This is a genomic window from Jejuia spongiicola (genome assembly GCF_023502325.1).
Taxonomy (GTDB): domain Bacteria; phylum Bacteroidota; class Bacteroidia; order Flavobacteriales; family Flavobacteriaceae; genus Wocania_A; species Wocania_A spongiicola.
The window spans coordinates 129,935-154,860 of record NZ_JAMFLZ010000005.1 but is presented as its reverse complement, the minus strand read 5'-3'; the positions used below and the strand labels follow the sequence as shown (position 1 = coordinate 154,860).

General features: G+C 31.2%; 19 protein-coding genes. 5 read left to right on the top strand and 14 right to left on the bottom strand.

All coding sequences use genetic code 11. The annotated features are described in order from the left end of the window. The first annotated feature begins 5 nt into the window (after positions 1–5). Complete coding sequence (locus tag M3P09_RS12990) at positions 6–2,666, top strand: DNA gyrase/topoisomerase IV subunit A (protein WP_249973471.1); 2,661 nt, start codon at positions 6–8, stop codon at positions 2,664–2,666. Between the two features lie 74 nt (positions 2,667–2,740). Here M3P09_RS12990 and M3P09_RS12985 read toward each other — a convergent pair whose 3' ends face one another. From M3P09_RS12985 to M3P09_RS12975, 3 genes are read right to left on the bottom strand one after another with little or no spacing between them, the layout of a single operon-like run. Further along, complete coding sequence (locus tag M3P09_RS12985) at positions 2,741–5,146, bottom strand: ABC transporter permease (protein ID WP_099563180.1); 2,406 nt, start codon at positions 5,144–5,146, stop codon at positions 2,741–2,743. Between the two features lie 17 nt (positions 5,147–5,163). Next, a complete protein-coding gene (locus M3P09_RS12980; protein ID WP_099563179.1) occupies positions 5,164–5,859 on the bottom strand; it encodes an ABC transporter ATP-binding protein in 696 nt (231 codons plus the stop codon). Between the two features lie 12 nt (positions 5,860–5,871). After that, positions 5,872–7,131 (bottom strand): efflux RND transporter periplasmic adaptor subunit, encoded by a 1,260-nt coding sequence (locus M3P09_RS12975; protein ID WP_099563178.1) that lies wholly within the window; start codon positions 7,129–7,131, stop codon positions 5,872–5,874. Positions 7,132–7,445: 314 nt separating this feature from the next. Here M3P09_RS12975 and M3P09_RS12970 point away from each other — a divergent pair, with 314 nt between their 5' ends. Both M3P09_RS12970 and M3P09_RS12965 read left to right on the top strand, forming a co-directional pair. After that, positions 7,446–8,837 carry a sigma-54-dependent transcriptional regulator gene (locus M3P09_RS12970; protein ID WP_249973470.1) on the top strand — a complete coding sequence of 464 codons (1,392 nt, stop codon included), beginning with the start codon at positions 7,446–7,448 and terminating at the stop codon, positions 8,835–8,837. A gap of 11 nt (positions 8,838–8,848) precedes the next feature. Further along, positions 8,849–10,225: a sensor histidine kinase gene (locus M3P09_RS12965; protein WP_249973469.1), complete on the top strand. Its 1,377-nt coding sequence runs from the start codon at positions 8,849–8,851 to the stop codon at positions 10,223–10,225. A 15-nt stretch (positions 10,226–10,240) separates the two neighbouring features. Here M3P09_RS12965 and M3P09_RS12960 read toward each other — a convergent pair whose 3' ends face one another. The 10 genes from M3P09_RS12960 to M3P09_RS12915 form a co-directional block, all read right to left on the bottom strand. After that, complete coding sequence (locus M3P09_RS12960; protein WP_249973468.1) at positions 10,241–10,918, bottom strand: GNAT family N-acetyltransferase; 678 nt, start codon at positions 10,916–10,918, stop codon at positions 10,241–10,243. Positions 10,919–10,920: 2 nt separating this feature from the next. Further along, complete coding sequence (gene miaA, locus M3P09_RS12955) at positions 10,921–11,865, bottom strand: tRNA (adenosine(37)-N6)-dimethylallyltransferase MiaA (protein ID WP_249973467.1); 945 nt, start codon at positions 11,863–11,865, stop codon at positions 10,921–10,923. Further along, positions 11,816–12,679, bottom strand: coding sequence for an ion transporter (locus M3P09_RS12950; RefSeq protein WP_099563173.1), 864 nt, complete (start codon positions 12,677–12,679; stop codon positions 11,816–11,818). Before M3P09_RS12950 ends, miaA begins: the two co-directional genes overlap by 50 nt. A 25-nt stretch (positions 12,680–12,704) precedes the next feature. Continuing rightward, a complete protein-coding gene (locus M3P09_RS12945) occupies positions 12,705–14,663 on the bottom strand; it encodes a DUF3857 domain-containing protein (protein WP_249973466.1) in 1,959 nt (652 codons plus the stop codon). Between the two features lie 3 nt (positions 14,664–14,666). Further along, a complete protein-coding gene (locus tag M3P09_RS12940; protein WP_249973529.1) occupies positions 14,667–16,031 on the bottom strand; it encodes an exonuclease domain-containing protein in 1,365 nt (454 codons plus the stop codon). Positions 16,032–16,115: 84 nt separating this feature from the next. Then, on the bottom strand, positions 16,116–16,790 hold the full coding sequence (locus M3P09_RS12935; RefSeq protein WP_249973465.1) for a YggS family pyridoxal phosphate-dependent enzyme: 675 nt from the start codon (positions 16,788–16,790) through the stop codon (positions 16,116–16,118). Positions 16,791–16,795: 5 nt separating this feature from the next. Further along, complete coding sequence (locus M3P09_RS12930) at positions 16,796–17,266, bottom strand: DinB family protein (protein ID WP_249973464.1); 471 nt, start codon at positions 17,264–17,266, stop codon at positions 16,796–16,798. 11 nt (positions 17,267–17,277) lie between these two features. Beyond that, positions 17,278–18,516, bottom strand: coding sequence for a DUF1015 domain-containing protein (locus tag M3P09_RS12925; protein ID WP_249973463.1), 1,239 nt, complete (start codon positions 18,514–18,516; stop codon positions 17,278–17,280). 111 nt (positions 18,517–18,627) lie between these two features. After that, on the bottom strand, positions 18,628–19,518 hold the full coding sequence (locus M3P09_RS12920) for a 3-hydroxyacyl-CoA dehydrogenase family protein (RefSeq protein ID WP_099563167.1): 891 nt from the start codon (positions 19,516–19,518) through the stop codon (positions 18,628–18,630). A gap of 45 nt (positions 19,519–19,563) precedes the next feature. Next, positions 19,564–20,526 carry a Gfo/Idh/MocA family protein gene (locus M3P09_RS12915; RefSeq protein WP_099563166.1) on the bottom strand — a complete coding sequence of 321 codons (963 nt, stop codon included), beginning with the start codon at positions 20,524–20,526 and terminating at the stop codon, positions 19,564–19,566. A 156-nt stretch (positions 20,527–20,682) separates the two neighbouring features. Here M3P09_RS12915 and M3P09_RS12910 point away from each other — a divergent pair, with 156 nt between their 5' ends. After that, positions 20,683–21,324, top strand: coding sequence for a protein-L-isoaspartate(D-aspartate) O-methyltransferase (locus tag M3P09_RS12910; protein ID WP_249973462.1), 642 nt, complete (start codon positions 20,683–20,685; stop codon positions 21,322–21,324). 65 nt (positions 21,325–21,389) lie between these two features. Beyond that, positions 21,390–22,964, top strand: coding sequence for an endonuclease/exonuclease/phosphatase family protein (locus M3P09_RS12905; RefSeq protein ID WP_249973461.1), 1,575 nt, complete (start codon positions 21,390–21,392; stop codon positions 22,962–22,964). A 49-nt stretch (positions 22,965–23,013) separates the two neighbouring features. Here M3P09_RS12905 and M3P09_RS12900 read toward each other — a convergent pair whose 3' ends face one another. Beyond that, on the bottom strand, positions 23,014–24,924 hold the full coding sequence (locus tag M3P09_RS12900) for a Xaa-Pro dipeptidyl-peptidase (protein WP_249973460.1): 1,911 nt from the start codon (positions 24,922–24,924) through the stop codon (positions 23,014–23,016). Positions 24,925–24,926 lie beyond the last annotated feature (2 nt).

The window sequence follows — 24,926 nt, the reverse complement described above, 5'->3', positions numbered from 1 at the left end:
ACAGCATGATAGAAGAAGAGAACGACGATTTAACCAACGAACAAGACGAACAACCCCAAGAAACCATAACCAGAGTTACTGGTATGTATAAAGATTGGTTTTTAGACTATGCATCGTATGTTATATTAGAACGTGCTGTTCCTGCCATAGAAGATGGTTTTAAACCAGTACAGCGTCGTATTATGCACTCTATGAAAGATTTAGATGATGGACGTTATAACAAAGTAGCAAACATAGTTGGCCATACCATGCAATATCACCCTCATGGAGATGCAAGTATTGCAGATGCAATGGTACAGATTGGCCAGAAAGATTTATTAATTGATACACAAGGAAACTGGGGAAACATATTAACAGGAGATAGAGCAGCAGCATCACGTTATATAGAAGCACGTATCTCAAAATTTGGTTTAGATGTTGTTTACAACCCAAAAATAACCGAATGGCAAGCTTCATACGATGGAAGGCGTAAAGAACCTGTTAATCTTCCAGTTATGTTTCCATTGCTTTTGGCACAAGGAGGAGAAGGAATTGCTGTTGGGTTATCTACTAAAATATTGCCTCATAATTTTATTGAACTTATTGATGCTTCAATAAAGCATTTACAGGGTAAGCGATTTACTATTTTGCCAGATTTTCCAACTGCTGGTATAGCCGATTTTTCAAACTATAATGATGGTTTAAGAGGGGGTAAGGTGCGTGTTCGCGCAAAAATAGCACAAGTTGATAAAAACACATTGGCGATTACCGAAATTCCTTACGCAACCACTACATCATCACTTATAGATTCTATTTTAAAAGCTAATGATAAAGGTAAAATCAAGGTTAAAAAAATTGAAGATAATACCGCCGCTGAGGTTGAAATATTAATCCACCTTCCTTCTGGTTTATCACCAGATAAAACTATTGATGCATTGTATGCTTTTACAAGTTGTGAGTCGTCTATTTCTCCTTTAGGCTGCGTTATTGAAGATAATAAACCATTATTTGTAGGAGTTACAGAAATGTTGCGTCGCTCTACAGATAATACTGTACAACTTTTAAAGCAAGAATTAGAAATTAAGCTAAAAGAGCATGAAGAACAATGGCATTTCGCATCATTAGAACGTATTTTTATTGAAAATAGAATTTATCGTGATATAGAAGAAGAGGAAACTTGGGAAGGAGTTATTAATGCTATTGATAAGGGGCTTCAGCCGCATATAAAACATTTAAAACGTGCTGTTACAGAAGATGATATAGTACGATTAACCGAAATCCGAATTAAGCGTATATCAAAATTTGATATTGATAAAGCTCAGCAAAAAATTGATGCTTTAGAAGATCAAATAGCCGAAATAAAACACCATTTAGCAAACCTTATAGATTATGCTATCGCTTATTTTACAAGATTGAAAAAGGATTACGGGAAAGGACGTGAACGTAAAACTGAGATTAGAATCTTTGATGATGTTGATGCAACTAAAGTTGTTATCCGTAACACGAAACTTTACGTAAATAGAGAAGAAGGTTTTATAGGTACTTCATTACGACGTGACGAATATGTTTGCGATTGTAGCGATATTGATGACATTATTGTATTTACTAAAGATGGTAAAATGATGGTTACCAAAGTTGGTACTAAAACCTTTATTGGTAAAGATATTATTCACGTTGCTGTGTTTAAAAAGAAAGACAAGCGTACTATTTATAATATGATTTATCGTGACGGAAAGGGAGGACCATCATATATAAAACGATTTGCAGTTACCAGTATTACACGTGATAAGGATTACGACTTAACTAATGGAAATAAAAGCTCAGTTGTTCTTTATTTCTCTGCAAACCCAAATGGTGAGGCCGAAGTTGTAACTGTTAATTTGAGACAAGCAGGCAGTATTAAAAAACTAAAATGGGATATTGATTTTGCTGATATATTAATTAAAGGACGTACTTCAAAAGGAAATTTGGTTACTAAATACTCTATTAAGCGTGTTGAATTAAAAGAAAAAGGAGTTTCTACACTAAAACCTCGCAAAATTTGGTTTGACGATGCAGTTCAGCGTTTAAATGTTGATGGTAGAGGAGAGTTAGTTGGCGAGTTTAGAGGAGAAGACAAACTCTTGATAATAACCCAATCTGGAATGGTTAAAACTGTAACGCCAGAAGTAACTATGCATTTTGACAACGATATGATTGTTATGGAAAAGTGGGTGCCAAAAAAGCCAATTTCGGCTATTTATTTTAATGGTGAAAAAGAGATGTATTACGTTAAGCGTTTTTTAATTGAGAATGAAGGAAGAGAAGAATCCTTTATTTCTGATCATTCAAACTCACAATTAGAAATTGTTTCAACCGATTGGAAACCTATGGCAGAAATAGTTTATGCTAAAGAGCGTGGTAAGGATAGAAAAGATAATTTAGAAGTTAATCTTGAAGAATTTATTAACGTTAAAGGAATAAGTGCCTTAGGAAACCAACTTACAAAAGACAAAGTAAATCAAATCAATTTATTAGATCCAATTCCTTTTGAAGCACCAAAAGAAGTTCATGCAGATGAATTGGAAGTAGTAGATGAAACTGAAGTTTCTGTTAACGATACTGAAACAAATACAGATGAAAATAATTCTGAAAGCAAACCAAATGATTTAGAAACTGATGATGAAGGACAGATTACTTTATTTTAAAACTTGATTTTTATATATTAAAAAGCCCTTGAAAACTTTCAAGGGCTTTTTGGTTTTGGTTGATTAATTTATAATTATTCATACTTCAAGGCATCTACAGGATCTGAATTTGCCGCTAAATATGCTTGAGAACTTACTGTAATCAATGCTATTATTAGAGCTAAAAAAGTAGCAAAGAAATATGGTAATAATGGCATATCTATTTGATATGAGAAATTTGTTAACCAATTTTTGGCAAGTAAATAGGTGATAGGCCATGCAAAGATATTTGCAATTAATACTAATCTAATAAAGTCTTTGGTAAGCATATTCATAATTTGAGGCACAGAAGAGCCTAAAACCTTTCTTATACCTATTTCTTTTGTACGTTGCTCAGCTGTATATGAAGCTAAACCGTATAATCCCATTGCAGATATTATTATGGCAAGTATAGTTAGGAATAAAAACATGGTGCCAAAGTTTTCTTGTTGTCTTAATAATGCTCCAAATTTTTGATCTAAAAACTTATATCTAAAAGGATGTGATGGCTCTAATTTGTTCCATTCAGTTTCAATATAATCGATAGTAGCATTCATGTCATTCTTTGCAATTTTAAAAGAAGCAAACCAAACAAAATTTTCTATAGTGAGTATCATTGGGCGAATGGGTTGATTAAAGCCTTCTATGTGAAAATCTTTAACAATTCCTATTATATTGCCATATTCTAAGCCTCCGTCATTTCCTGTGTACCTGCCTAAACGTCTTCCTACTGCATTTTCAATGTTTAAGTTTTTTACAGCAGTTTCATTTAATATATAGTATGGAACAGAATCTGACTCCTTTTCCCTGTCAAATTTGCGTCCTTCGAGAAGCTCAATATCTAAAGTTTTCATGAAATCATAATCAACTTCCATATTCCATAGCGGTAATTGTTCTTCATTCCCTTCTAAGGCGTACATGTTTTGGTTTGGATTATCTCCAGGATAGTAAGATGCTCTTGTAACACTTAAAACATTACTATTCTTTAGAAATATATCTTTGTAATTTCTAAAGTTCTGTGTCATAGCATCTGTTTGAAGCGGAACTACTATTACCTGCTCTCCGTTAAAGCCAATATCTTTATTATGTAAAAATGAAATCTGTTTAAAAATAATTATCATACCAATAATTAATATTGTTGATGCTGTAAATTGTATAACTACAAGTACTTTTCTTAATAATGCTCCGCCTTTAGTTTTAGTGAGATCTCCTTTTAGTACTGCAATTGGTTGAAACGCTGATAAGAAAAATGCAGGATAACTTCCTGCAAATAACCCATAAATTAGGGTTACTAATAATGCGAATAAAACAGTTTTTCCAATATAATCATTAAAAAGTGTAAGGTTGGTTTCCATAATATTATTAAAACCAGGAAGGAAAAGTTCTACTAGTATAAAGGCTAGAAATAATGCAATAAAACTTTGGATAACAGATTCTGTTAAAAACTGAGCGATTAGCATTTTTCTTGAAGCTCCAGTAACCTTTCTTACTCCAACTTCCTTTGCTCTTTTTCCAGACCTAGCGGTAGATAAATTCATGAAATTTATTCCAGCAATTAAGATAACTAATAAGGCGATGCCTATAAATACATAAATGTATATAATGTTTCCGTTTTGCTTTATTTCAAAATCCATTTGTGAATGAAGGTGAATATCTTTTAGAGGCTGTAATTGATACTCGAAGGCATTCCCTTGTGATAGAAATTCTTCAACAGTAATTTTCATGTAGCGTTCTACATCTGGCGCAATTTTTTTCATAAAATTACGCTTCATTTCTGCTTCAAAGGCACTAAAATTAGCCCCTTCTTTTAATTTTACGTATGTATACCAACCATTATTCATCCATACATTTCGAATTTGAGGATCTGCTAAAAACATATCAAATTGAAAGTGAGCATGTCCTTTAGGTTCTTTAACTATACCTCTTACAATATAATCTTGTCTATTGTCATAATTTACAACTTCACCTATGGCATTTTTATCGCCAAATAATTTTCGGGCAGATTCTTCAGTTAACACAAGAGCATTGTCTTCTTTTAATGCAGTTTCGGCATCACCGTGAACAAATTCATAATTAAATACTTTAAAAAAAGTACTATCGGCTCTTACTCCTTTTTGTATATAAACTTTGTTTTGTTCATGACGCATTAAAATTTCTTGGTTAATAGTTTGAATACGTGTTGCTGTTTCTACATCAGTAAACTCGGTTCTAAACGCATTAGCCATAGGGCTACAAGAAACTGGCGCATTCATTTTTTGCCCCATCATGTCTGCTTTAATTCCAGTTCTATATATACGCTCGTATCCATCCCAATGCTTCTCGTAGCTTGTTTCATCATTAATAAAAAGAAAAACTAGAATGGTAACAGTAAGTCCTAAAGCCAACCCTAAAATGTTTATAATAGCATAGACTCTATTTTTATTTAAGCTTCTAAAAGCTACTTTTATATAATTTTTAATCATGATTTCTATATTTAAAATTACACAATAGCTTTAGCTATTTTATTTTTACTTTCTGATACAACTTGACCATCGAGTAAATTAATTATCCTTCCAGAATAACTCGCATCATGTGCAGAGTGTGTTACCATTATTATAGTGGTTCCAGCTTCGTGTAGTTCGCATAATAGCTCCATAACTTCGTTACCATGCGAGCTATCTAGATTTCCTGTTGGTTCATCAGCCAAAATTAATGGAGGTCTATTAATTAATGCTCTTGCAACAGCAACACGTTGTTGTTGTCCACCAGATAGTTGTTGAGGGAAATGTGATGATCTGTGTGAGATTCCAATCTTATCAATAATTTCATTTACTCTTTGTTTTCGCTCAGGAGCTGGCACTTTGTTATAGAGTAGAGGAAGCTCGATATTTTCAAAGACAGTTAACTCATCAATTAAATTAAAATTTTGAAAAATGAAACCAATATTCTTTTTACGAATATCTGAACGCCCTTTCTCATTTAAGTGAGCAACTTCGTTGCCTAAAAACTCATAACTTCCGCTCTCAGGTTTATCTAATAGCCCTAAGATGTTTAAAAGTGTTGATTTTCCACATCCTGAAGGCCCCATTATAGATACGAACTCTCCTTTTTCTATTTCAAAAGATACTTCATTTAATGCTGTAGATTCTATTTCGTCTGTTCTGTAAACTTTAGTTAATTGATTTAGTTTAATCATGGTTTTTAGTTTTTAATTGATTTTGATTGATTCATAATTTTTAAAGTCGTCATAAGAAGAAGAAATAAATTCGTCACCAACGTTTAATCCTTCTAATACTTGGTAATAACTAGGATTTTTACTGCCTAATTTTATATATCGTTTATTGGCTTCTCCATTTCCATCCAAGACATATACATATTGCCCACCTGATGATTGAAAATAGCTACCTCTTGGTATCATTAAAGATTTTTGTGCTTTTGACAATTCTAGCCTTACTTGAAGCGATTGACCAATGGTTATTGCTTTTGGAGGTGTATTTACAAAAACTAATTCGATTTCAAAACGCCTGCTTACCACTTCTGGTAACACTTTTTTTACTTTCAAATCAATCAGCTCACCATCAAAAGAGAAACGTGCTAATTGACCAGGCTTAACCATACTTAAATAATATTCGTCAACTTGCCCTTTAATTTTAAAACCAGACTGAACATCTATTTTTGCAACGGTTTGGTTATTGCCATACGATTCGCCAATTACTGGGTCAAAAGATGATAACATTCCAGAAACCGGGGCACGAACTAACATTTTATCAATATTATCATGAATCATCTCTAAGTTACGTTGCATCATTCCTATAGATTTATTTATTTGATGTATTTGAATTTTGTTATCCTGTCTGCTTTTTTTTACATTTCTGTCTACTAAATCGCGTTTGTTTTTTAAGTATTTATAAGATTCTTTTCGATCAATAAAATCGTTTTTAGCAACTATATCTTTTGTATACAGCACAGAATCTACTTTATAGCTACGTTCAATATCTGCTAAGCTATTCTCACTATCTATAAGAGATTCTGTTAAATCTCGCTGATCTTTTTCAAGAGATAATTTTAAATTTCTTAGATTATTGATTTGCTCAACAATGGCTGTTTCTTGATTCATATATCCAAGCGTTACAGCTGGGTTGCTTAAACGTAATAAAGGTGTACCTTTTTCAACGCTAATACCATCTTCAATAAATATTTCTTCTACAGTACCACCTTCGAGGGTGTTTACTAGAACCAAATTAATAGGTTCTACATCGCCATCAATTAAAATCATGTCTTGAAAATTTCCTTCAATAACTTTTTTCACTGATATTTTTGAAGCATTAACTTTATATGTTTTTTTGTTAATAGCTTTAAAGCCAAAAAAAGCAAGGATTAAAAAAACAATGGTTCCTGCTATATATAACTTTTTAGTTTGCGTCCATTTCTTTTTTTCTACTCTTTTATCCATTCCAATTTGTTGCATAACGATTAAATTTAAACCAAGATTGATAAAACTATGTCTGTAATAAAAGCTGTTATTTCTATAATTAATGCTACCATGTTATTGTCTGATTTTTATATTGATTGATAATGATTGTTTTTACTGATCGTTTTTTGATTGATGAATTTTGAAGTGTAATACTCAATGCTGGTGCCAAATATTTTTATTTTGTTAAAATATTGATAATCATTGCTTTAGGTTTTGAGCAGAATTTTAAAAGTGTTCACTATCGAACAAAACATTGTTCGATAGTGAACATTTTGTACATTAGACAAAACTTAATTAGGATTATACAAATGATAAAAAATCCAGCAACAATTTTAATTATTGATGATGACGAAGATGTTTTACTTTCTGCTAAATTATTGCTTAAAAAATATTACACTAATATAATTACAAGGAATAGCCCGAAAGAAATTAATCAGCTTATTTCAAAAGAACACATAGATATGATTGTGTTGGATATGAATTATAGAATAGGTTTTAATGATGGTAAGGAAGGTATGTATTGGTTAAAGCATATTTTAAATATAAAACCCAAAATGGTAGTTGTACTAATGACTGCTTACGGTGAAGTAGAGTTAGCAGTAAATGCTATTAAGAATGGCGCTTTTGATTTTATATTAAAACCATGGAGTAACGAAAAGTTTTTAGCTACGGTACATGCAGGTTTAGAATTAAGTAAATCTAATAAGCAAGTATCTATTTTAAAGCATACTAACAAGGCTTTATTGGAAAACGACGATATAAGATTTGGACCAGTAATTGGTAACTCTAGTGCTATGACTAAGGTTATGGATGTGGTTAAAAAGGTTAGTAATACTGATGCAAATATTTTAATATTAGGTGAAAACGGTACAGGAAAACAACATTTAGCAAGAGAAATACATAAGCGCTCATCAAATAAAAACGCACCATTTATTCATGTAGATTTAGGAGCTTTATCAGAATCTCTTTTTGAAAGTGAACTCTTTGGACACAAAAAAGGAGCATTTACTGATGCTTATGAAGATAAACCTGGGCGTTTTGAAATGGCTGAAAATGGTACCCTTTTTTTAGATGAAATAGGAAACCTTCCTTATAATTTACAATCAAAATTATTAACCGTTCTGCAAGACAGAAAAGTATCGCGATTAGGCGAAGGTATTGAAAGGCCTTTTAACGCAAGATTATTATTTGCAACAAATGCACCTTTAAATCAGTGGGTTTCTGAAGGAAAATTTAGGCAGGATTTATTGTTTAGAATTAATACTGTAGAGATTGAAATTCCTCCATTAAGAGATAGACCCGAAGATATTTCAGATTTTGTTATTCATTATTTAAATATGTTTAAAGAGAAGTATCAAAAATCCCATTTAACAATTACAGATGAAGCACTAAGCGTTTTAAAAACACATAATTGGCCAGGAAATATTAGAGAAATTCAACACACTATTGAGCGTGGTGTTATTATGTGTGACGATAATGTTATTAAACCTTCAGACTTTAACCTATCAAATATTGAAACAGATAATACAGCTAATACAGCAAATATTAGTGACTATGGAAATTTAAATTTGCAAGAAATAGAAAAACTATTGGTTAAAAAGGCAATTGAAAAGTATGATGGAAATATATCTAAAGCCTCAAAAGAATTGGGTTTAACAAGAGCTGCGCTTTATCGAAGGTTAGAAAAGTTTAATTTATAATATTTTTAAAATTGATTAAAAAATTTACACTACAAGTAGTAATACGCATTTTAATAATTTTATTTCTTTGTGTTCTGTTTTCATATTTTTTCAATAAAGCACTTTGGTTTAGCACTGTTGGAACAGGTTTATTAATTACTGTACAAGTTATTTTTTTAATAAAGTATGTAAATAATACAAACTATTCTCTCGTAAAATTTTTAGATGCTTTAAAGAACGAAGACTACTCGGTATATTTTTCACCTTCAAAAAAAGGAGACTCTTTTGCAAAAGTTTTTGACGATTTTAATTTAATAATTAAAATTTTTAAAAGAAACAAAATAGAAAAAGAAGCACAGTATAAGTATTTTAAATATATTATAGAGCATGTAAACTTAGGGATAGTTTCTATTAAGAAAGAAGATCTATATCAAGAGCTATCTAGCGAGGAAATTTTATTTTTAAATAAAGCTGCTAGTGAAATACTTAAGTTACCTAAACATAAGTACTGGCACAGATTTGCAAATCAAGTTCCGTGGTTAGTTGAAAAAATTAAAAGCATTGCCAATGGAGGGAAGGTTTTGGTTGATTTTGGAGATGAAATAGAAAGAAAACAACTGTCGCTAGAAGTAATTGAAATACAATTACTCAATGAGCCTTATTTAATTATTACTTTTCAAGATATACGATCAGAAATCGAACAAAAAGAAATAGAAGCATGGCATAATGTTATAAGGATTTTGGCTCATGAAATGCTTAATTCTTTCACACCTGTTAGCTCGTTGGCTTCCACAATGAAGTCTATTACTGAAGATGAAAATGGAAAACTTATTAGTTTGTCTAAACTAGATAAAGACGATATATTAGATATTAATATGGCCGCTGCGACTATTAAAAAACGTTCTGATGGGTTGTTAGCTTTTGTGAAAGATTATAGAACAATATCTAATATACCTGTACCACAATTGCATAAAATTAATGTAAAAAGCTTTTTATCTACAATTCAGTTATTGATGAAGCCACTAATTGAAGCGGCTAATATTAATTTGAGCATATTACAGATTCCTGCAAACGCAACAATTTTAGCTGATAGTAAGCTAATAGAGCAAGTAATAATTAACTTAATTAATAATAGTATTCACGCTTTAAAAGGAATTGAAAACCCTGTTATTAAACTAAATTGTGAAGTAAAACTAGATAAAACAATAATTACTGTTTACGATAATGGAAAAGGCATAGAAGAAAAGATAATGAATCAAATTTTTATACCTTTCTACACTACTAAAAAAAATGGATCTGGTATTGGTTTAAGCTTATCAAAAAACATACTTAAAAAACATGATGGTAATTTACTAGTTAGCTCAGAACCTGGAAAATATACTATGTTTACTCTAGTGTTTAATAAATAATTGGTTTAATCTATTTTAAATAGTAATCTTCCAAAAACTAAATTTTCTTCTTATGCTAAACCCAAGTTTTTTATATAACTTAATTGGACCCAAATTTGTTTGATCTACATGCAAAATAGGGGTTTTACCTTTCTTAATTATGCCTTCTACAGTATGAGCAATGAGTTGTTTAGCAAAACCGTTACCAGTATAATCAGGATGAGTAATTACAGCGCTAATTTCAATGAAATTCTTAGTTTGCATACGTTCGCCAGTTATGGCAACTAATTTACCATCTTTATAAATTCCAAAATATTGACCTAAAGCGTTAGTTTTAGGCTTGAAATATTCTGGGTAAACAAGTTTTATTAAACCTATTAAGTTGTCGTAATGAGATTCTGTAAGCTCAACAATATTTTCAGTTATTGGAAAGTTTATTTTGTTATAAATAATCATTTGTAAGCCTATGTATTCAATAGGCTCTTTAAAATGAGCTGGCATTTTAGGTTTATCGCCAACAATAAAAAAATCATTAATTAGCTTAGCGTGTTTTTCAATAGCATTGCTTGTATCAGTATTATTAATGAAAGCACCAAAAGGGGCATAATCTGGATGAAAAAATTTCACACCTCCATAGTCTATGGCTTCATTAAAATGGATATCTGTTAAAGAGAACCAAACAGGATTATCTAAAGTATCTTCTGGTATTAGCATTACTAAAATGTGTTATCTATATCTTTAATAATTTCTTTAGCTGATGTTTTATAATCAAACCATAAAGTGGACTCGTTTTTTTTAAACCATGTTAATTGTCGTTTAGCAAAACGGCGTGTATTTTTTTTAATTTCTGCTACTGCAAAATCTAAAGTCCACTCACCATTAAAGTAATTAAAAAGTTCTTTATAACCAACTGTATTTAATGCATTTAATGATTGGAAGGGTAATAAAGTCTTAACTTCGTTTAGTAAGCCTTGTTGCATCATAATATCAACACGCTGATTAATACGGTTGTAAATAATGTCTCTTTCAGCTGTAAGTCCAACCGTAATAGTTTTAAAATTTCTATTAGCTTTTCCTTGGTTTAAAAAAGACGAATAAGGTTTACCAGAACCGATGCAAATTTCTAATGCACGAATAACACGATGTGGGTTATCAATAGCGATAGAATTATAAGCTTTAGTGTCTAACAATTTTAGTTGCTTTTGCAAAACAGAAATACCTAGTTCTTCAAATTTTTTATTTAAGTCTTTACGTATACTTTTATCTATATCAGGAAAATAATCTAAACCTTTGCTTATAGCATCTACATATAGTCCAGAACCACCAACCATAATAACAATGTTTTTAGTTTTAAAAAGTGTATTTAAACATTGCAAAGCATCTTTTTCAAAAGCGCCTACATTATAGCTATTCTTTATAGATTTATGGTGAATAAAATGGTGTTTAGCTTGAGTTAGCTCTTCTTTGGTAGGAGCGGCGGTTCCAATCTGCATCTCTTTGAAAAATTGTCTAGAATCTGCTGAAATAATTTCTGTATTAAAATGTTGAGCGAGTTTAATACTAAGAGCTGTTTTGCCAATGGCAGTTGGGCCAACTATAGAAATAAGATACTTATTCATGGTGTAAATTACATCCGCATTTAAAGCAAAACTCAGCATCATCACGATGCGTTTCGTTTAAACAATTTGAACAACATTGAGAGTTAATTTGTATAGGAGTATTATTGTTTTTTGGCTCGTTTTTTTTATCAGACTTGTTCTGATTGGTATATTCTGCCGAAACAATACCTGTTGGAACTGCAATAATACCGTAACCTAAAATCATAACTAAAGAGGCTATGAACTGCCCAAGAGGTGTTTGTGGTGCAATGTCTCCAAATCCAACAGTAGTTAATGTTACTATACACCAGTATACACTTTTAGGAATGTTGGTAAAACCGTTTTCTTCACCTTCTACTAAATACATTATCGTTCCTAATATAATTGCAACAATAACTACAGCAAATAGAAATACGGCTATTTTGGCTTTACTAGCTTTTAAGGCGGTTATAAGAGTATTTGATGCACCTAAATAACGAGCTAATTTTAATATTCTAAAAACACGTAATAAGCGTAAAGCTCTTAAAGCTGCTAAAGCATGTACACCTCCAAAAATTAATGAAATGTATTTTGGAATAGTAGAAAGTAAGTCTACAATACCGTAAAAACTAAAAATATAATTTAGCGGTTTTCTAACTGTAAGAATTCTTGCAATGTACTCGAAACTAAATAAAATAGTAATTACCCATTCAGAAATATTTAAAAAATCATGAAAGTTTTTATCAATACTATCAACACTTTCTAGCATAACTAATATAATACTAGCCAGAATTGTTATTAATAATACAACATCAAATAGCTTTCCAGCTGGTGTATCGGCTTCATAAATAATTTCCTGAAGTTTTAACCTCCACTTGTTTGTTTTGTAATTACTCATAAACTCAAAAGTAGTAAAAGATTTGTTATTTTTTCTTTAGTAGTACAAGTGAGTTAGTTTGTATATCAACAATTTTACTCATAAAACCTTTTAAATATGGATAATATTCTGGTAGATACATTGAGTCTTTAAAATTGATTTTAAATAAAATCTGCAAATAATTATTTTCTACTATACTACTAAATATGATGCTTCCTGTATTGTTGGGTAAAGTTAAATTTAAATCTTTAGGTTTTTCAAGAAGCGTATATTCATCGCCAAAATTGAGTTTTAAAACATAGAAAAAAGAGTCTTTGTATCCAAAATCAATAGGGTAGGTCCGTTCTTGAAGCTTAAATGGATTTTCAGAAAAGAATTTAATAAAAAATGGATTTAAATATATGTTTTCCCCAGTTTCATCAAAACTGTATTCTACATCGTACGATTCAATAAACTGTGGGTTAGTTTTTCCGCCTTTTACAACGTCATGATTAACAATTTCAGTGTTTGGAAACTTATCTTCTAAGTTCGTTATGTATGAGTCACTATTCTGAAAATACTTTTTTCTTTTATTTAGGGCATGATAACCTGTTGTTTTAGAACTAATTTTGCCAGTGATGTTTGCATTTTCATCCAAGTTTAAATTTAATCTGTATTGAATTGTAGACAATTCTTTAGGATTAATATCTATCCATTCGCTTCCCTTTTTAAAATCCATAAGCCTGCCATAGGAATTTAAACACCTAAAAGGAATTTCGCCAAAGCTTAAATAGCGATCTGTAGCATCTAACAAATATGTTTTATTATCAATAATTACTTGAACAATTAGATAATTAAAGTCAGTTATAACTGGATAAATCTTTGTTGGAAAACCATTATTTCTAGTAGAAACTAAAACAGGCTTAGTCTCAATATTTGCTTCTTTTAATAAATTATGTAGCAAAATGTTTATAGAGGAGACATTTCCTGATTTATTTTTAATTAAATCTTTTACTGATACATCTTTAAATATTCTATACTCTCCATTCCAAGTATAATTTTCTTGAACATATTTATAAATGGCATCAGCTTTTTTGTAATTATCTACTTCATTAATAATATTATTGCTTAAAAATTCTTCTAAATTAACAGATTTTGAAAGCTGTCTTCCAATATCTTTATCTGTTTTAAACTCCTTGTCTACAGTTTTCCAAGATTTTGTATAATTATTAATTCTACCATCAAACCCTTTAAATGTTTTAAGTTCGTACTCAATTCTAGCAAGGTAGTTAAACTTACTAGTCATATAATCTTCTTTTATAAAAGCAGGAATATCTTTCATAGCATAGGTTGAGTAAGAACAATGTGAATAACCACCATTTGCAGATAAGCAATTTTTTTTAACTACTGATTCATCAATGAATAATTTTTGCGTTCCTACAAGCTTGATGTTATATTCCCAATTGCCAGGAATACTAGCCCTATATTCGCTATAAAGTTTTGGGATATCGCTTTGGAAGCTCCAACTTTTATAATTAAACATAAAAGGTGATATTAATTTATAACTATAAGTTATTACTGAGCCTTCTTTAATATTTGGTAAAGTAAATTTTACTAAAGTACGATTGTCATCATATTTTTCTCTAAAAATGTCTTTATCATTTAACTTGGTTTTAATTACCTTGCCATTTGTTTGATTATAGGTAGTAGCAACAATGTCTTTTACTTTTTCACTTCTGTTTTTTGTATTGTAAAGGTATATTGTTATTGTAGCATTTTTAAACCCTTCTCTATTTAATATCTTTATTTTATGCTTTTCTTCTGTTACTAAATTAAAATTTTGTTTTTCTACATAACTATTACCATATTCATATAAAACTAAAGCATTTGCAGTCGAATCTTTTTCATAAGTTTTCATTTTTAATTCACTAAGATTAACTCTATAGTTATATAATTTGTCATCTGTTTGAGAAAAAGAAAATAAAAATGATGTAATAAATAATAAAAAGAAGTATTGTTTTTTCATGCTTTAATTAAGAGTAACAATTTTTAAATGCTTATTTTTCCTCAAGTAATTTTGTATAATATGTTGTGTGTCTCTATTGTTTGCCATAGGTGTTATAATAGATTCAAGCACCCCAATGTTATTTATTTGGTAGTTTAGATTGAAGTAGCCTAAACCTTTAAAAATACCATTTTCAATAAGAATGGCACTACGCTCATCTATATCTCTACCTTTATCAATAATAACCATGTTTTTGTTTTTGTAACTGTTTTTATTGATTAATGCCTCAACACGTTGATTATAAACTTCTGGTAATTCTTTATTTATACAAGCTCCATTACAGGTTTTAATATCATAGTTAAAACAACTGGTTTTGGTTTTATAAAGCCCTGTGAGTTTTTGACAAAGCTCATAATCCTCAACAGCTTTGGTAATAAAACTTTTTCCACTTTGTCTGTTACTAAAAGTAGTTATGGATTTTTTTCTACCATCAGCTATATCAATTTTTAAATTAATATAATTGTTTTCATCCTTAAAGCTGTATAAGGCATGTGTAAAAATATTACGCCTAAGCGCTCTATTGTAAATAGGTTTAAGACGCTTAATTTCTTCACTTTCTTTTAAAAGTGCAACCAATTCACTACCAGTTGCTTCATAAGTTACTGTAGCAACCTGCTGTTGAATTTTTTTTGATTTTTGATTGGTATTTGTAAAATGCTGATTGATGCGTTTTTTTATATTATTACTCTTACCTATATATATAATTTCACCATCAGCTTTATGAATATAATAAACACCAGTTATTGAAGGTATTTGCTCTATAATATCTATGTGCCTAGGTTCCATCTGGTGTTTTGGGTTTAGGCGAATAGATTGTTGAATTATATTTTTAGTCGTGTCTTTATCTAACAGCATTTTAAATAGTTTCACAGTAGCTAATGCATCGCCAGATGCACGGTGCCTATCGGTAACTGGGATACCAAGTGAGCGGACTAATTTACCCAAACTATAAGATGCTTGCCCAGGTATTAAATCTTTTGCAAGCTCAACAGTACAAAGTGTTTTGCGTTCAAACTCAAAACCTAATCGTTTAAATTCAGTTTTTAATATTCTATTATCAAATTGAGCATTGTGAGCAACAACTATACAATCTTCGGTAATTTCTATAATGCGTTTGGCAACCTCATAAAATTTTGGAGCATGACGCAGCATGTTACTATTAATACCAGTAAGGTTAACGACAAAAGGTTGTATTTCGCGCTCTGGATTTACAAGACTTATAAATTGATCGACAACTTCATGTCCATCATATTTATAGATTGCAATTTCTGTGATGCCTTCTTCATTATACTTCCCTCCAGTAGTTTCTATGTCTAGTATTGCGTAAATTTGTTAAAAGTTAAAAGTTAAAAGTTAAAAGTTAAAAGTTAAAAGTTAAAAGTTAAAAGTTAAAAGTTAAAAGTATAGTTTTCTTTACTGCTTGCTGTAATTACGTTCGCCAAATATACTACTTCCAACACGAACCATGTTACTTCCGCAATCAATAGCTAATTCATAATCACCACTCATTCCCATTGAAATAGTTTGTAGCTCACAATTTGCAGTTTTCAGCATGTTTAAATCTTCAAAAGATGTTTTTAATAAAGTGAATTCTTTTTTTACTTGATGCAAATCATTAGTAAAAGTAGCCATTCCCATAACGCCAACAACTTTTATATGTTGTAATTCTGAAAAATCTTCAGATTGAATAATTTCTGAAGCTTCTTCTACTGACATTCCAAATTTAGAATCTTCTGAAGCTATTTTTATTTGAAGCAAACAATCTATAACCCTATCATATTTTTTGGCTTGCTTATTTATTTCCTTTAATAATTTAAAATTGTCTACACCATGAATTAAACGTACAAACGAAGCCATATATTTAACCTTATTGCGTTGTACATGTCCAATCATATGCCAATCAATATCTTTTGGCATGGCTTCATGTTTCTCTACCATTTCTTGGATTTTGTTTTCTCCAAAAACACGTTGCCCAGCATTATAAGCCTCCATTAAATCGCTAACGGGTTTGGTTTTTGAAACAGCAACCAATGTAACATGCTCTGGTAATGTAGATTTTATATGATCTAGATTTTGTTGTATACTCATATTTGTTAATCCCAAATGCTTGGTCTTTCTGTACCAATGGTTCTTAAATAATCTAATAATTGCCCTGTATGTACAGATTCATGATAAGCTATTCTATTCAAATAATCTCCTAAAACTTTACTTTGATTTACTTCACTTCTCTCAATCTTTATTTTTTCAAGATCAGATTCTTCTATAGCTTTAATCATATTGATAAACTTAGTTCTATAAGTTTTAGAAAAATCAATTTCATGTTCCAAACCTTGATAAGGTAAGTTTTTCCAAGGAGATTTATAGTTGCCTAAATTACCTCTATTCTCTATTATTTTATGGAATAAATGCTCCGCTTCAAGCACGTGCCTAATCATCTCTATAATTGTTAAAGCGTTGTCGTCTGGTTTCCAGTTTAAATGTTCTTTAGGAATTCCTCTCCAGAGTTTTAAACTTCGTCTTCGAGTTTCAGAAAAATTTAATAAAATAATTTTAATAGCATCCATAATACATTATTTTAATACTCATAAATTGTTATGCCACTTCTTAGTTTTGGCAATATATAAGTGCTCTTAGGTGGCATTTTTAAACCTTCGTCTGCAATATGTTTCATTTGTTTAATAGTTGCAGGACACATACCAAAACCAACTTTGAATTCACCGTTATCTACACTACTTTTAATCGTTATCATTTCGTGCCTGCCGTTTACATATTCAATGCGATTATCGTCTCGTAAATCATTAATACCCAAAATAGGTTGCAGTATGGTTTTGTATAATAATTGAGCATCAAGATTATCTAACGCTGTGTTGAAACTATATCTTGTTTTTCTTAAATATAAAGAATAAAATTCACCATCCAAATACATGCTAAAATGATGTGGTTTTGATGGTGTGTATGGTACAGGTCCTCTATTTTCAATACGATAAAAACTATCTAAACGAATAAGAAATTCTTCTTTAGTTAAACCATTTAAATCTTTAACTAAGCGATTGAATTCTTGGATTACTAAATCTGATTCAGGAATGAGGTAAGACATAAAAAAGTTATATGATTCATCACTATTATGATTTGCATTTTTAATTTTTTCATCTTTATATAACAAATAAGAGGATGCTGATCTATGATGACCATCTGCAATGTAAATGGTTTTCATTTGATCAAATTCATTTTGAATTGATGCAATTGTGCTTCCATTATCTATTTTCCATAAATAATGAGTATCTCTGTAGGTCATGGTAAACTCAAACTCAGCATGGTTTTTTTGAGTCTCTTTAATTATTGAAGCAATAACACTGTTATCAGGATATGTAAGCAGCACAGGCTCAGCATTAAAACCTACCGTTTGCAAATAGCTTTTAAATGTTTTTTCACGCTTTTCTATGGTGTCTTCGTGTTTTTTTATAACATCTTGTTCGTAATCTTCAGCACTAGTTGCAGCGATAATACCATTAAATTCTTGACCATGCCTATTTACTATTTTGTAGACATAAAATGAAGGTTTTTTATCTTGAATAAAAACGCCATCTTCTTTAAACTCTAAATAACGATTTCTAACCAGTTTATATCGCTCTTCGCCAGTAATGACTTGATCGTATTTATAGCCTGGATTTACAATATGAAGGAAGCTATAAGGATTATAATCCATTCGAGATTCTCGTTCGTTAACAGTGTAGCTTTGGTATGGGCGAGCAGCAACTAAACCTACTATGGCTCTGGTTGGTCTTACCGCTTTAAAAGGTTTTATTTTTGCCATGATTTATTCGGAATTGTCATTACGAGGAGTTTTTACGATGTAGTTATCTGTTTATTTAAAAAGAGATTGCTATATCACATAAAAATGTGATTAGTAATGACGTTTTTTAAATTACTTTACAAACTGTTTCGCAACTTTTTCTGCTTTTCTACTTTCCGAATAATCATAAAAACCTTCGCCAGATTTTACGCCTAATTTACCAGCACGAACCATATTTACTAATAAAGGGCAAGGAGCATATTTAGGGTTTTTAAAGCCATCATACATCACATTTAGAATAGATAAGCAAACGTCTAAACCTATAAAATCTGCAAGCTGCAATGGCCCCATAGGATGTGCCATACCAAGCTTCATAACTGTATCAATTTCTTCAACCCCAGCTACACCATTATATAATGTTTCAATAGACTCGTTTAGCATTGGCATTAATATTCTGTTGGCTACAAAACCGGGGTAATCATTTACCTCTACAGGAACTTTACCTAAAGTTTTTGATAGCTGCATAATGGTGTTTGTAATGCTGTCACTCGTGCTATAACCACGAATAATTTCGACTAATTTCATGATTGGTACAGGATTCATGAAGTGCATACCGATAACCATTTCTGGTCTAGATGTAACCGCTGCAATTTGAGTTATAGAAATAGATGAGGTATTTGTAGCTAAAATTGTGTTCTTTTCACAGACTTCATCTAACTGCTTAAAAATATTTAATTTTAAATCAATATTCTCAGTAGCAGCTTCAACAACTAAATCCGTATTTTTAACACCTTCTGTAATATTGGTAAATGTTAAAATATTTGATAATGTTTCATTTTTATCTGTGTCAGTAATTTTTTCTTTAGCAACCATTCTATCTAAATTTTTAGTAATGGTTTCAATGCCTTTTTTAAGTGATGCTTCACTAATATCTATAAGATTTACTTTAAATCCACTTTGTGCAAAAGTGTGTGCAATACCATTTCCCATAGTTCCTGCACCAATTACTGCGATGTTTTTCATTGAATGTTTTTTAATAATTCCCTTGAAGGAAGGAATTAAGGTTATTTATTTAAAACAATTAATTATTTGTGTAGCAACACGTAATGCTTCAGTGCCGTCATGTAATGTTACAACTGGTGTTGTGTTGTTGTTAACAGCATCTGCAAAGGTTTCCAATTCATCTAAAATGGCATTATTGTTTGCAATTTCAGGATTGTCAAAATAGATTTGCTTTTTAATGCCTTCAGCATTTTGTAAAATCATATCAAAATCACCTGGATTTTCCGGAGCATCTTTCATTTTAACTACTTCACATTTCTTCTCTAAAAAATCAACTGAGATATAAGCGTCTTTTTGAAAAAAACGTGTTTTACGCATACTTTTTAAAGAAATTCTACTAGCTGTTAAATTGGCAACACAACCATTTTCAAACTCAATACGAGCATTTGCAATATCTGGAGTATCACTAATAACAGATACACCACTTGCAGAAACGTTTTTAACTTTTGATTTAACAACGCTCAATATAATATCTATATCATGTATCATTAAGTCCAATACTACGGGAACGTCTGTACCTCGAGGGTTAAACTCTGCCAACCGATGTGTTTCGATAAACATTGGCGATTTAATATCATTTTTTACAGCGATAAAGGCTGGATTAAAACGCTCAACATGCCCCACTTGCCCACGAATATCGTGCTCAGCTAAAAGTTCTCTAATATGTTCTGCTTCTTTAACAGTATTAGTTATTGGCTTTTCAATAAAAATATGCTTTCCTTTTGCAATTGCTTGTTTTGCACATTCGTAATGTGATAATGTTGGCGTTACAATATCTACTATATCTACAGCATCAATAAGGGCTTCAATAGAATTGAAAAATTTATAACCAAATTCTTCTTCTACTTTTTTACCGTTATCTGCATCGGCATCATAAAAACCAACCAAATTATATTTATTAGATTGATTAAGAAGTCTTAAATGAATTTTCCCAAGATGACCAGCACCTAGTACACCAGCGTTTAGCATATTTTTACGTTTTCAACAAAAATAAGATATTTAGTATATGAAATTGATTATTTGAGCCTAATTTTTTTGCTTAATTAATACTTAAAAGAAATTGCTAATAAAATGGTTTTTGATTAAAAATGTTTACTAATTTTAGCTTTGTAAATAACCCAACCATTGAAAGATACTTTTAAACACAAAGGACTGCGACAGCAGCTAGTTAACATTTTAGTAAACAAAGGGATAGCCAACGAAACTGTTTTAAAGGCTATTGGAAATATACCAAGGCATTTATTTATGGATTCTGGTTTTTTAGACCATGCTTACCAAGATAAAGCATTTCCTATTGCGGCAGATCAAACTATATCACAACCATATACGGTAGCTTTTCAAACCGAATTATTACAAGTAAAAAAAGGTGATAAAGTTTTAGAAATTGGTACAGGTAGTGGCTACCAAACTGCAGTGTTGTGTGAGTTAGGAGCAAAAGTTTTTAGCATTGAGCGCCAACAAGAATTGTTTAAAAAAACCAGTAAGTTTTTACCAAAATTGGGGTATCGTCCTAAAAAGCTCATTTTTGGTGATGGTTATAAAGGTTTAGCTGAAGAAGCTCCATTTGATAGTATAATAGTAACAGCAGGTGCACCGTTTGTGCCTAAGCCTTTGTTAGGGCAGTTAAAAATAGGAGGAAGGCTCGTTATTCCTGTGGGCAATGATGTGCAAATTATGACGCTTTTTATTAGAAAGAGACAAAAAGAGTTTGAACAACATGAGTTTGGTGAGTTTCGATTTGTGCCGTTGTTGGAGGATAAGAATTAAGTGTTAATGTTTTTTGAAGAAATTCAATATAATTGATCTTTTTATAAATCATATTCTAAATGAAAATGAAAACAAAAACAAAAACAATGATTATTTTTAGTTTGCTAACTACATTATGTTATGCACAAGATGATTTTTACACTGGATTTGATACTAATATGGAAAAATATTACCCCAAAACAAGAAACAGTGAAAGTGTTTACGTTACACAACAGCAACGACCACAATTTGTTGAAGGGATAAAAGGAAAGGCATTAGATCTTTCTGAAAATGCAGTTTTAAGAATGCCTATGGTTATAGATAGCTTGTCTACGCCTAACTATACTAAAAGTAACTCTCTAACAGTAAAAGTTTGGGTAAAAACAATTAAAAATGCCAAACAAGGCACTGTGATTATTAGTAATAAGGAAGAAGGTGATTTTAAAACCTCTGGCTGGATGATATACTCACAAGAGTCTGGTGCTTGGGGTGTAAATATATCTGACGGAAACAATTCTTACACATATAACCCAACGGCAGCTCGACAAGCTATAAATGATGGTAATTGGCATCAATTAGCTTTTAGTTTTAACAGAGAAAAAGAAGAGGTTTGGTTTTATTTTGATGGAAAAAATGTAGCTATATATAATACGCCAAGTTTAGGAGGATTTAAATCTAAAAAAAGAACAGTAATTGGTGGTACAGATCAATATTGGGAATATGGTTCTCAAGGTCAATGGACAGCATTTAATGGTTTTTTAGATGAAGTCTCTATAAGTACCAATTATAAAAACAACAAAATTATTAAAGAAGACTATGAAAGATTTAAACAAATAGATTCATCAGAAAAACCTGTGACACTTATGAGAACAATGGTTTGGAATATTTGGCATGGGGGTAGGAGATATGGTAAACATGTTGGTGTAGAAAGAGTTATTGAAACCATTGTAGAAGCTCAACCTGATGTTGTTGGTTTGATTGAAACTTATGGATCTGGCGAAATTATTGCTGATGCTTTAGGGTATCATTTTTATTTAATAAGTTCAAACTTAAGTATTATGAGTCGTTTTCCAATTAAAGAAACCATTAAAGCATTTCGCCCTTTTAATTTTGGAGGAGTAGTATTAGATCTTGGAAATAGTAAAGAACTGATGTTTTTAGATACATGGTTACATTATTTGCCAGATTATGGCGACTCTATAATAGAAAAGAAACTGCCTGAAGATGAATTAATCAAAGAGGAGAAAAAAACAAGACATGCAGAAGTGAAACAAATATTAAAAGAAATTGAGCCAATTACTAATGATATACCAGTTGTTATGGTTGGTGATTTTAATGTTGGTTCACATTTAGATTGGACAGACCAAACTAAATCTATTCATTTTAATTATACTGTTAACTGGCCGGTAAGTATAGCTATGGAAAAGGCTGGTTTTAAAGACAGTTATAGAGAGTTACATATAAATCCGTTACTAGATCCAGGTTTAACATGGACTCCTAGAGCAAGTACATCATCAACAAAATATGGATTGCGGGACCGAATAGATTATATTTATTACAAAGGCACATTAAAGCCAATTGAATCGAAAGTTATTGACTATCATCCAATTATGTTCCCATCTGATCATGCAGCGGTAATAACAACTTTTGAGTTTAAATAGTCTAAGTAAAATATTTAAATTAAAATAATTGGATATTTTTTAAACAATACTATTTACCCAAAGCATTTACAAAATTTTCAACACCACCAACAACAGGCAATGTTAATGTTGTTCCATCCAAATCAATAGTTAATTCTGCTCCAGGTTTTGGATGCAAAGTATACTCTTTATCGCTAGAAAAAATCATTAACCCTATTTGTTGTCCAGCTTTTATAACTTGATCATCTGGTTGTAAATTAAAAGTCATTTCATAAAACTTACCAGGTTTTAAAGGAGCGCTTTCAGTTATCGATTTATGATTTTGAGGGTCTGCCCAACCACGAGTAATAATGTTATCAGTAGTTTTTGCTCTTCTGCTTTCATCCCATGGTAGTGAAACTAGCCAAACCGATAAATTAGCAGCAGGCTTATTACTTGCCAATTTGATTGTAATTTTCGGAACACCAGAAATATGAATATCTTTTTCCAGCTTAGGTGTTATATACAACAAACGGTGATTTGTAATCTCTGCTCTTGCCAACGCTTCACCAGAAAATGAATAATTATCTATTAAAGTCTCTTTACCTTGTTTTAATGCTTTTGTATTAGTTAAACCTCCTGCTTTTGGAGCACCAGAAGTTAAATGTAAAACAATGTCTTTAGCTTCAGGATTTGGGTAATCTTTGTATGCCGTTGGGTTGCTCATTTTATCACCTTCACGAACAATCCACGCTTTATTTGGCTCTTCTTCAATTCCGTTTTCAACATTGTGTAAATAATGTGTAAACCATTTGTTCATCATGCTAACTGGTGGAGGTCCACCATGACCAAATTGATGATAGTAAATTTGAGTAGGCAACCCCATTTCTTTTGCCCTTTTATAAATACGGTAGCTATGCTCTGGCATAACATTCCAATCGTTAAACCCGTGCGACATTAATAATGCAGCTTTCATAGGTCCCATATCATTTAAATAATCGCGTCCTGCCCAAAAATCATTATAATCGCCAGTAATTCTATCCATACCGTTTTTCATTTCAGTATCACGAATTTTTGCATTGCTGTATGCTCTTTTAGATTTATATCCTTTAGGAATATTGGCATCGTTAACTTTAAAATCACTATTTGGAATAAGAGGCTCTTCTCCGCCGCTATGAATGTAATCGTATAACACATCTATATCTTCACCTAAATAACCACCAGGAGAACGTACCAATCCGTTTGAACGATAATAGTGGTAATATGAAGTGTTTGGCGCCACTGGAATAATAACTTCTAAACCTTCAACACCTGTGGTAGCTGCTGCCAACGGAATTGTTCCATTATAAGATGTTCCTGTCATACCAACTTTACCTGTACTCCAAAATGCTTCAACGGTTTTATTTCCATAAGGTTCAGTATAACCTTTTGCGCGTCCGCATAACCAATCTATAACAGCTTTAGGTGCTAATGATTCGTTATCACCACCAACAGTAGGAGATCCTTGTGATAGTCCTGTTCCAGGAGATGATGAATGCACAACAATATAGCCTCTAGGAACCCAAGTTTTAATTTGTGAATTTGATATAATTGGTCTTTCACCTAGTCTTTTTACTTCTGGGTGTGCACGCTCTTGTGCTGTTTCACCTAATTCATGATTGACATCCCAAAATACACCATCAACGTCAGGAGCAACTCCAGCATAGTATGGGCTAGACTCGTAAATTATTGGTAGTTTTAAACCTTCAGTATCTGTTTGAAATGGTCTAGTAACGCTAACATGCACACGATCTAATTTACCATCACCATCGGTGTCAAATTCGGTTTCAACAAATAAATCATGACGAATCCATTTATCTGGCGTATTAAATGCTTCAACTATTTGAGCTTCTCCATCTTGAAAAATTGGAGTTGTTTTTTCTTGAGCAAAACCAGAAAAAAGCGTAATAATTGAGATAGAGAAAGAAAAGATTATAGATTTTAATTTTAAAAAATTTGTCATGA

Excerpts from the sequence above, each read along its gene's own strand:
- M3P09_RS12990 (WP_249973471.1), top strand. The coding sequence starts at position 6 with ATGATAGAAGAAGAGAACGACGATTTAACCAACGAACAAGACGAACAA.
- M3P09_RS12985 (WP_099563180.1), bottom strand. The coding sequence starts at position 5,146 with ATGATTAAAAATTATATAAAAGTAGCTTTTAGAAGCTTAAATAAAAAT.
- M3P09_RS12980 (WP_099563179.1), bottom strand. The coding sequence starts at position 5,859 with ATGATTAAACTAAATCAATTAACTAAAGTTTACAGAACAGACGAAATA.
- M3P09_RS12975 (WP_099563178.1), bottom strand. The coding sequence starts at position 7,131 with ATGCAACAAATTGGAATGGATAAAAGAGTAGAAAAAAAGAAATGGACG.
- M3P09_RS12970 (WP_249973470.1), top strand. The coding sequence starts at position 7,446 with ATGATAAAAAATCCAGCAACAATTTTAATTATTGATGATGACGAAGAT.
- M3P09_RS12960 (WP_249973468.1), bottom strand. The coding sequence starts at position 10,918 with ATGCTAATACCAGAAGATACTTTAGATAATCCTGTTTGGTTCTCTTTA.
- miaA (WP_249973467.1), bottom strand. The coding sequence starts at position 11,865 with ATGATGCTGAGTTTTGCTTTAAATGCGGATGTAATTTACACCATGAAT.
- M3P09_RS12950 (WP_099563173.1), bottom strand. The coding sequence starts at position 12,679 with ATGAGTAATTACAAAACAAACAAGTGGAGGTTAAAACTTCAGGAAATT.
- M3P09_RS12945 (WP_249973466.1), bottom strand. The coding sequence starts at position 14,663 with ATGAAAAAACAATACTTCTTTTTATTATTTATTACATCATTTTTATTT.
- M3P09_RS12935 (WP_249973465.1), bottom strand. The coding sequence starts at position 16,790 with ATGAGTATACAACAAAATCTAGATCATATAAAATCTACATTACCAGAG.
- M3P09_RS12930 (WP_249973464.1), bottom strand. The coding sequence starts at position 17,266 with ATGGATGCTATTAAAATTATTTTATTAAATTTTTCTGAAACTCGAAGA.
- M3P09_RS12925 (WP_249973463.1), bottom strand. The coding sequence starts at position 18,516 with ATGGCAAAAATAAAACCTTTTAAAGCGGTAAGACCAACCAGAGCCATA.
- M3P09_RS12920 (WP_099563167.1), bottom strand. The coding sequence starts at position 19,518 with ATGAAAAACATCGCAGTAATTGGTGCAGGAACTATGGGAAATGGTATT.
- M3P09_RS12915 (WP_099563166.1), bottom strand. The coding sequence starts at position 20,526 with ATGCTAAACGCTGGTGTACTAGGTGCTGGTCATCTTGGGAAAATTCAT.
- M3P09_RS12905 (WP_249973461.1), top strand. The coding sequence starts at position 21,390 with ATGAAAACAAAAACAAAAACAATGATTATTTTTAGTTTGCTAACTACA.
- M3P09_RS12900 (WP_249973460.1), bottom strand. The coding sequence starts at position 24,924 with ATGACAAATTTTTTAAAATTAAAATCTATAATCTTTTCTTTCTCTATC.